The following is an 8,358-nucleotide window of genomic DNA, read 5'->3' on the forward strand; positions in this document are numbered from 1 at the left end:
CCTGAGCTCCGGTATGTGGAAGGCCATGCCCATGTGGGTCTGTGCTATGGATTCCACGCTCACCACGGCCCTGGTCTCGGTCTGCGGGGGTTCGACCGGCCGGGGGGTATGCGGGTCGGATCCCTTATTGAAGCCCTTGAAGGACTCTTTTATCTCGGCAAGGGCTTCTTCTCCGTCGAAGTCCCCCACCACCACGAGCGTCATGTTGTTCGGGACGTACCACTTACCGAAGAACTCCAGTATGTAGTCCCTCGTAAGGGCTTCGACCGTCTCCCTGGACCCTATGACATGTCTCTTGTACGGGTGGGTGGTGTAGGCGGTCTCGAGGATCGTCTTGTAGAGCTTCCTTCCAGGGTTGTCCTCGCCCATGCGTATCTCTTCGAGCACCACCTGGAGCTCCTTTTTGAGCTCGACGGGGTCGAACGTCGAGTTCCGTATGGCGTCGCTCATTATGTCCAGCCCGGCGGAGAAGAAGCGGCTCGCCACCGCGAGGTGGTAGACCGTGTTGTCGTAGGAGGTGTAGGCGTTCACGTAACCCCCGGCCCCCTCGACCTCTTTGGCTATCTCCCCGACCCCACGTTTTTCGGTGCCCTTGAAGAGCATGTGCTCGAAGACGTGCGCTATGCCGGCCTCTTTTTCCTTTTCGTCCGCGCTGCCCACGCGTACCCACATCTGGAAGGCCGCCACCGGCGCCGAGTGGTCCTCTTCGAGGATAACGGTAAGGCCGTTATCCAGCTTTGTCTTCAGTATGGCCCTCTCCGCCAGCGCGTCCCGGCCTAGGACTATGGAAAGGGAGAGTATGGCGAGTACGGCCAGCTTCCTGTAGAGCCTCATTTAGTACCTCCGTAGTTTGATTGGTTATTAAGGATAGACTAAAATACGCGGTTTTTCAACATATATGTGTGACGGTTGACAGCCTTTGCCGTCTCTTATATGCTTGAACTATGGATATGGATAAAGAAAGCGCACTCGTGGTCGTGGACGTCCAGAACGATTTTTGCCCCGGCGGCGCGCTGGGCGTGGCGGAAGGGGACGCGGTGGTGGAGGTCCTGAACCGCTACATGGGGCTCTTCCGGGAGAGGGGGCTTCCGGTCTTTATAACCCGCGACTGGCACCCCCCCGAGACGAATCACTTCAAGGAGTTCGGGGGTGTGTGGCCGGTCCACTGCGTTCAAGGCACCCCGGGGGCCGAGCTCCATCCCGCCCTCAAACCCCCGGACGGGGTTACTCTCCTTACCAAGGGGGACAGGCCGGACGAGGACGCCTACTCGGTCTTCCAGGCCCGCGACCCGGAGGGGAGGGGGTTCAGTGAACTGCTCAGGGAGAGCGGCGTTACCCGCCTCTATATCGGAGGGCTCGCCACTGACTACTGCGTCAGGGAGACGGTGCTCGACGCCCTTCGGGAGGGTTTTAAAGTCACGGTCCTCGTCGACGCCGTTAAGGGGGTGGATCTAAAGCCCGGAGATTCGGAGAGGGCACTGGGCGAGATGAAAGAGGCCGGAGCGGATACGGTGACGCTTGAAGATCTTTCCTGAGAGGTAAGTGAACGGAGCACAAAAAAACCCCCCTCCCATTCGGGAGGGGGGTTTTTTAAGATATCTAAAAGGTAGTTACGGGCAGCCGATACACACAAGCGGCTCGGCGCTGGAGTCCGGGTCGCCGAGGAAGCCATAGGCGTCCGCCTGAGAGGCCCCGTTATTTATAAGGGCATCCGTAGTGGCCGCCACACTCGCCGCGGCGTGGGTGGATATGTAGAGCGCCGCCGCTCCGGCGACGTGAGGGGAGGCCATGCTCGTGCCGCTAATACTCTTATAGCCGCCGCCGACCCATGTGGAGTTTATATCCACCCCCGGCGCCGCGAGGTCCACGGCAACGCCGTAGTTGCTGAAGGACGCGAACGTATCGTCCGCACCCCAGCTCGTTTTTCCCGTCCATTTGCCGCCCGGCTTTCCGTCGTAGTCCGCTATGGCCGAGACGGTTACGACCTCGGGGTATGCCGCGGGGATGGAGTCGTATGCCCCTGGGTTTAAGGCGCTTCCCCCGCCGAGCGCCCCGTCACTCCCGTAGACGTCCCTTCTGCTGTTGCCCGCGGCCACGGCGTAGAGTATGCCGGCGGCAGTGCTGTTCTGAATCGCGAGACGGAGGGAGTTGCTTGTTCCGATGGCCCCGAGGCTCATGTTGGCGACCTCTACCTCGGAGGCGAACCTTGTGAGCCAGTCTATACCGGCTACCACGCCTGCGATGGAGCCGCCCCCGAACTTATCGAGTACCTTCACGGCCCATATCCTCGCACCCGGGGCCACACCTATGACGCCTTCGGAGTTATTCCTTGCCGCCGCGATCCCGGCCACGTGCGTGCCGTGGCCGTTGTTGTCCTTGCCGCCGGGCTTGCCCGTACCGGCGACGGTTACGCCCTTATGGAAGTTGATGTCCGGATGGCCCTTGTCCACCCCGGTGTCTATAATCGCTATGTCGACGTCCACGCCGTTCGCAGTCGGGCTGTCAGGCGCGACGTATATGCGGTCGATGCCCGTGGGGAGATCCTGTGGGGGCGGGGGTGTATCTCCGCCGCCGCCTCCGCCACCGTCCTTATTCTTGCCCGGGGGTCCGCCCGCCGGGGGAGCTATAGCCCAGACCACGAGGTCGGGCTCGACGAACTTTACCCTGGGGTCGGATGTTACGGCCCCGAGCCTCGCGCTCGGGATGGCCGCGGAAAAGCCCTTTAGCGCCACGCTATAGACGTGACGGGGGACCAGGCCGTGGGCCGAGGCCACATCCCGGGCGGCCGCCGCGCCATCCGCGTCGTCATGAAGTACCACTATGTAGCGGCCCGGTATGACGTTATTCGGCCCGGCAAGGGCTTCGGTCGAATACACGGCGAATAAAAAGGTTAGTGCGATGAATGAAAAGACCATCTTCTTCATATAGCCACCTCCGGGCTTATTCAGGTCAGGTTAAGGTTGCGCGAAATAATGGAAATAATGGAAATAATAGTCCAACTTTACTACAAAGCAGGGCTCAAGTCAATTGGTTTCAGCCCCACCTACCCGTGCTTCACCTTGAGCGCCAGGACGGTGCCCGCCAGGGCGAGGCTTATTGTGTTGGCCACGATTATCGGCAGGTCTTTGGTCGCAAAACCGTATAGCAGCCACAGGAAGATGCCGACGGTGAGGACGGCGTACATAAGGAGCGAGATATCCTCGGTCTTCCTCGTCTTAAGCGTCTTTCCGACCTGTGGCAGGAAGGAGGCCGTCGTGCACGCGGCCGCCACGAGCCCCAGTATTGTCGTCCAGCTGAACTCCATAGTCGTTCTAAACCCTCCTCTTCATTTTCTTCAATTGCGGGCCCGTAACCGTCGCGGGGTCGAGGAGCCTGTCCAGTTCCTCTTCGGAGAGGAGCCCCTTTTCGGCTATAAGCTCCCTCAAGGTAACCCCTCTCTCCACCGCGGCCCGTGCGACGGTCGCGGCGTTCCCGTAGCCTATGATCGGGTTAAGTACGGTCGCGAGGCCGATCGACCTCTCGAAATATTCGCGGCATCTCTCCCGGTCCGCCTCTATGCCCGTGACGCACCTTTCCGTAAAGGCCCTCATGCCGCCCGTGAGTATGTCCATGGACTGGAGGAGGTTATGGCTTATGACGGGCATCATGACGTTAAGCTCCAGTTGTCCGGCCTGCGAGGCCATGGCTATGGTGAGGTCGTTACCCACGACCTGGAACGACACCATGTTGAGCATCTCGGCCATGACGGGGTTCGCCTTGCCCGGCATGATGGAGGAGCCGGGCTGTACCGCGGGGAGGGTTATCTCGGAGAGCCCCGTCCTCGGGCCGGAGCTTAAGAGCCGGAGGTCGTTCGCTATGCGTATCAGCTCCACGGCGAGCGCCCTCAAGGCCCCGGACAGGTCGACGAACGGGGCCATGCTGTTCATCGCCTCTACCGTATCCGGCGCCGGTTTGAGACCCCGTATGCCGGAACTCCTCGACAGCGCCCTTACCACCATCCGGCGGTAGCGCGGGTGGGTATTGAGTCCCGTTCCCGCGGCCGAGCCTCCGATGCCGAGAGTTTTAAGGGCCCCGGTGGCTTCGGTTATCCGTGTCCTCCGTTTTTTTATGCACTCGGCGTACGAGGCGAACTCCTGGCCTAGGGTTATCGGTACGGCGTCCCGCAGGTGCGTCCTCGCGGATTTTATGACGCGGCCGAAGGCGCGGCCCTTGCGCTTGAGCTCCCTTTCGAGGCCGCTTAGCGATTCCGTGAGCCCCCCGGAGAGCATGAGTGCCGAGAGCTTCATGGCCGTTGGGAAGGTGTCGTTGGTGGACTGGGCCATGTTGACGTGGTCGTTGGGGTGGACGACCGTGTAGTCGCCCCTGCGGCCGCCGAGGAGCTCCGTGGCGCGGTTGGCGATAACCTCGTTGGCGTTCATGTTGTGCGAGGTGCCGGCCCCGGCCTGAAAGACGTCCACGACGAACTCCCGGTGGAGTCCTCCCCTTATTATCTCGTCCGTGGCCCTTATTATGGCGCGTGCGGTTTTTTTACTCAGAAGGCCAAGCTCGGAGTTGACCTCGGCGGCGGCTCTCTTTATCATGGCCGTGGCTATGATGAGCTCTCGCCTCGGAGGGATGCCGCTGATGTCGAAGTTCTCACGGGCGCGCTCGGTCTGTACGCCGTAGTAGGCGCCCCGGGGGACGGCCTTCTCTCCGAGAGGGTCGCTCTCGATCCGGACCTTTATCTTCTTTTTTGTCGTCTTTGCCATTACCATTATTACCAGGGAGGTGGACGGGGCGCTATCCCTTTATCAGTTTCCTGTTCGGCTTAAGCGGGTTACTTATGATTATGTGCCCGGCTATGGTGGGCTCGGACTTGCCCTCGATCATGATCCGTACCGTGTCTATGGACGGGAAGTTCAAGGTGAGGGTGTTTACGAGCGAGTAGACGGTCTGCAGTTCGGCCGACGAGCCGCCGAAGTGGTTATCGATAATCTCCCGGCTCAAGTCAACCACCGCCGTCCTCTTCCGCACCTTGAGCGAGAGAAGTTTTACCCCCTCGGGTATGGTCTCGATGATGCCGTCTCTTCCACTCACCGGCCCTTTAAGGAGCGCCTCCACGGCCCTTTTGAGCTCGGCCTCCACCGTGCCCTTCCTGATGCCGCTCTTCTCGGCGATAAGCTCCTTGCCCTCGTAGTCGCCGAAAAAGAGTTTTATGGTGCGGGACGCGGGTTTCTTTACTGCGGGTTTTTCCCCCGTCTTTTCTGTCTTTTCCGTCTTCGCCGTGGCGACGGTCTTTTTCGGGGTGGAGTCCGGAGTGGAGTTCGGGGCCGTGGGGGAGAACAACCTGTCACCGAAGTATATCATAAAGAGCGCTCCGGCGGCGAAGGTCACAAGGGTTGCGATTACTACGGAGAGTGGCAGTGGAGAGGGGAGGCGGGACCCCTTCTTCCTTTTCTTCAGTTTTCTCTTCTTTTTCGGGGGCACCTCAGGAGTCTCCGAGCCTTACAAGCTCGGCCGAGACGAGTCCGTCGCCGAAGAACCTCTTTCCCACCGTCGCGAAGCGCTCCGGCGAGTCGGTTACGAAGAACTCCGGAGGCGCGGCGGGGAAGGCGGGGTCGGCGTCTCTCACGAGCCCTTTCTCCTGGAGTATTCGCTTGACCTCGGCGGCCGTTGCGCGGGCCGAGTCTATGAGCGTGACCCCCTTACCCATAACCCCGGCTATGAGCGGTTTCAAGAGGGGGTAGTGCGTGCACCCGAGCACCAGGATGTCTATCTCTTCTTTTTTAAAGTTCGCGAGGTAGCTCTCCGCGGTGAGACGGGTCACGTCGTTATCCAGCCACCCTTCCTCCGCGAGCGGCACGAAGAGCGGGCAGGCTTTCATGTAAACGGCCGTCTTGGAGTCGATGGCCTTTATGGCGTCGAAGTAGGCGCCGCTCTTTATTGTGGCCTCGGTCCCGATAACGCCGATCCGTTTGGCCATGGTGGCCTCGGCAGCCGTAGCCGCGCCCGGCTCTATAACGCCCACCACCGGGACGTCGAGGGCCTCCTTGAGCGCGGGTAGGGCGTAGGCGGAGGCCGTGTTGCAGGCCACGACGAGCATCTTTATCCCCTTACCCTTCATGAACCCGGCGACCTCGAGCGAGTAGCGTATGACCGCCTCGCCCGACTTCGTCCCGTAGGGGACGCGCGCCGTGTCGCCAAGGTATATGGTCTCCTCTCCGGGCAGGAGCGTGCGGACCTCCCTTAAGACGGTGAGCCCCCCGATGCCGGAGTCGAATACCCCTATGCGTCCCTCTTTCGCCATATATGAAGTCTATGTAATAGCCGGATTATTGTCAACGAAAAACGTAGTGCCGTGCTATAATCGTCTTGGCGGGTACGGTCGCATAAAGGAGGTTTTCCGTCATGGACAGGGATAGGAAAAAATACCTGAACGAACTCGAAAGGGTGCACCGCCGGATAAAGGGGCTCTTCCGGGAGCTTGAGCCGATAATAGAGGCCGGGAAGGTCGAGGATATCACCAGCCTCAGGAGGGGGCTCAACTCGCTCGAGGCCGAGCTCGTCGCGCACGTAAGGAGCGAGGACGAGGTCTTCTACAGGGACCTCAGGGAGGGGGCGGTACGCAAGGCCCAGGAGGCGCTCATCCCGGCACTGGACCTCTTCATGGACTCCATGAACGAGGTGAGCGGGAGGGCCGTTCACTTCTTCGAGAGGTACGGGGACGACCGGGAGATACTCGCCGACACGGCGGGTTTTGTCCTGATGCTCAAGGGCTTGAGGGAAGACATCCTCCGGAGGATCGAGAGCGAGGAGGGGAGCCTCTTCTATATCTACAGGGCCTACTTCTTCGATAAACCCTGATGGAAAATGAGGATATAGCAGGTATATTCAACGAGATAGCGGACATACTCGAGATAAAGGGGGAGAACCCCTTCCGCGTCCGCTCCTACCGTAACGCCGCCCTCGTCGTCGAGGGTCTGGCCGTAAGCCTGAACTCCGTACCCGAAGGCGACCTCGAAAAGATCCCCGCCGTAGGCAAGAGCATACACGAAAAGATAGTCGAGATGCTCAGGACCGGCAGGTGCGCTGCTCACGACGAGCTCCTTCGGGAGACCCCCGAGGGGCTCCTCGAAATGCTGAAACTCTCCGGCGTCGGCCCGAAGAAGGTGGCCCTCTTATATAAAAAACTCGGCATAGAGAGCGTGGAGGCGCTCGAAGAGGCGGCCCGTGCCGGAGCGCTCAGGACGCTGCCGGGGATGGGGGAGAAGAGCGAGCTGAAGATAATAAAGGCCATAGAGAAATATAAAAACCTGATGGAGGGGTCGGACAGGTTCCCGCTCGTGGTGGCGCTTGCGTACGCGCACTCCTATGTGGACTACATCAAAGGGCTCGATGGCGTGATCGAGGCCGAGCCCGCCGGGAGTTTAAGGCGCTGGCAGGAGACCATCGGAGACGTGGATATACTGGTAACCTGCCAAAAGGGAGTGCCGGTGATGGACCGCTTCGTAGCCTACCCCGAGGTCGAGGAGGTCGCGGCAAAGGGGGAGACCAGGTCCACCGTAATACTTAAAAACGGCCTGCAGGTGGACCTCCGCGTTATGGAGGAAGAGTGTTTAGGCTCGGCACGTCAGCACTTTACCGGCTCCAAGGCCCATAACATAGCCGTCCGCGAGAGGGCCGGCAGGATGGGGCTCAAGGTGAACGAGTACGGGGTATTTAATGAGAAGACGGGAGAGCGCGTTGCGGGCCGGACAGAAGAAGAGGTCTACGAGGCCGTCGGGCTCAAGTGGATGCCGCCCGAGCTGCGCGAGAACCGGGGAGAGATAGAGGCTGCGGAACGGGGGAAAAAACTACCGCACCTCGTAGAGCTTAAGGATATAAAAGGCGACCTCCATGCGCATACGACTGCGAGCGACGGGGCGAGCACCATCGAAGAGCTTGCCCGAGCCGCCATGGCCATGGGCTACGAGTACATCGCCGTAACCGACCACTCGAAGGCCGTCGGCATTGCAAACGGCCTCGACGAGAAGAGGCTCCTGAGGCAGATAGGCGAGATAGACGCCTTTAACGAAAAGCTCGAGGAGCGGGGCGAACGGTTCAGGGTGCTCAAGGGGACGGAGGTCGATATAAAGGCCGACGGCACGCTGGACTTTCCCGAAGACGTACTAAAAAAACTCGACTGCGTGGTCGGGGCCGTGCACTCGGGGTTCGATATGGAGCGGGAGGTCATGACCGAGAGGATTATAAAGGGGATGAGTACCGGCAGCCTCAATATCCTCGCCCACCCGACCGGCAGGCTCATAGGCATAAGGGAGCCCTACGAGCTCGATATCGAGCGGGTGGTCGCCGCGGCGGCCGAGTACGGCGTGGCCCTTG

Annotated in this window: 9 protein-coding genes; 3 read left to right on the forward strand and 6 right to left on the reverse strand. The window is 60.4% G+C overall.

Annotated elements, in window-relative coordinates; all coding sequences use genetic code 11:
* A partial coding sequence (locus tag V3W31_03340) for a pitrilysin family protein (protein ID MEE9613974.1) occupies positions 1–834 on the reverse strand: 834 nt, incomplete at its 3' end.
* A gap of 116 nt (positions 835–950) precedes the next feature.
* Between V3W31_03340 and pncA the strand changes: the two genes are divergently transcribed.
* Positions 951–1,535, forward strand: coding sequence for a bifunctional nicotinamidase/pyrazinamidase (gene pncA, locus V3W31_03345; GenBank protein ID MEE9613975.1), 585 nt, complete (start codon positions 951–953; stop codon positions 1,533–1,535).
* A 75-nt stretch (positions 1,536–1,610) separates the two neighbouring features.
* Here the strand turns inward: pncA and V3W31_03350 are convergent, their stop codons facing one another.
* From V3W31_03350 to murI, 5 genes are all read right to left on the reverse strand, one after another.
* Positions 1,611–2,924, reverse strand: a complete 1,314-nt coding sequence (locus V3W31_03350; protein MEE9613976.1) for a S8 family serine peptidase — start codon at positions 2,922–2,924, stop codon at positions 1,611–1,613.
* Between the two features lie 119 nt (positions 2,925–3,043).
* Entirely contained in the window at positions 3,044–3,304 is a 261-nt protein-coding gene (locus V3W31_03355; GenBank protein ID MEE9613977.1) for a SemiSWEET transporter, read from the reverse strand.
* A 7-nt stretch (positions 3,305–3,311) separates the two neighbouring features.
* The gene (locus V3W31_03360; protein ID MEE9613978.1) at positions 3,312–4,748 is read right to left on the reverse strand and encodes an aspartate ammonia-lyase; all 1,437 of its coding nucleotides are present in this window, start codon (positions 4,746–4,748) and stop codon (positions 3,312–3,314) included.
* Between the two features lie 31 nt (positions 4,749–4,779).
* Positions 4,780–5,466, reverse strand: a complete 687-nt coding sequence (locus tag V3W31_03365) for a GerMN domain-containing protein (protein ID MEE9613979.1) — start codon at positions 5,464–5,466, stop codon at positions 4,780–4,782.
* 1 nt (position 5,467) lies between these two features.
* A complete protein-coding gene (murI, locus tag V3W31_03370) occupies positions 5,468–6,286 on the reverse strand; it encodes a glutamate racemase (GenBank protein MEE9613980.1) in 819 nt (272 codons plus the stop codon).
* A gap of 101 nt (positions 6,287–6,387) precedes the next feature.
* Between murI and V3W31_03375 the strand changes: the two genes are divergently transcribed.
* Both V3W31_03375 and polX read left to right on the forward strand, forming a co-directional pair.
* Complete coding sequence (locus V3W31_03375; GenBank protein ID MEE9613981.1) at positions 6,388–6,843, forward strand: hemerythrin domain-containing protein; 456 nt, start codon at positions 6,388–6,390, stop codon at positions 6,841–6,843.
* The coding region (polX, locus tag V3W31_03380; GenBank protein ID MEE9613982.1) for a DNA polymerase/3'-5' exonuclease PolX at positions 6,843–8,358 on the forward strand (1,516 nt) is incomplete at its 3' end. The genes V3W31_03375 and polX, both read left to right, overlap by 1 nt.

The sequence above is a fragment of the Thermodesulfobacteriota bacterium genome, assembly GCA_036482575.1.
In the GTDB taxonomy this organism is placed as follows: Bacteria; Desulfobacterota; GWC2-55-46; order GWC2-55-46; family JAUVFY01; genus JAZGJJ01.

Coding starts and splice junctions, on each gene's coding strand:
- pncA (MEE9613975.1), top strand. CDS start 951: ATGGATAAAGAAAGCGCACTCGTGGTCGTGGACGTCCAGAACGATTTT.
- V3W31_03350 (MEE9613976.1), bottom strand. CDS start 2,924: ATGAAGAAGATGGTCTTTTCATTCATCGCACTAACCTTTTTATTCGCC.
- V3W31_03355 (MEE9613977.1), bottom strand. CDS start 3,304: ATGGAGTTCAGCTGGACGACAATACTGGGGCTCGTGGCGGCCGCGTGC.
- V3W31_03360 (MEE9613978.1), bottom strand. CDS start 4,748: ATGGCAAAGACGACAAAAAAGAAGATAAAGGTCCGGATCGAGAGCGAC.
- murI (MEE9613980.1), bottom strand. CDS start 6,286: ATGGCGAAAGAGGGACGCATAGGGGTATTCGACTCCGGCATCGGGGGG.
- V3W31_03375 (MEE9613981.1), top strand. CDS start 6,388: ATGGACAGGGATAGGAAAAAATACCTGAACGAACTCGAAAGGGTGCAC.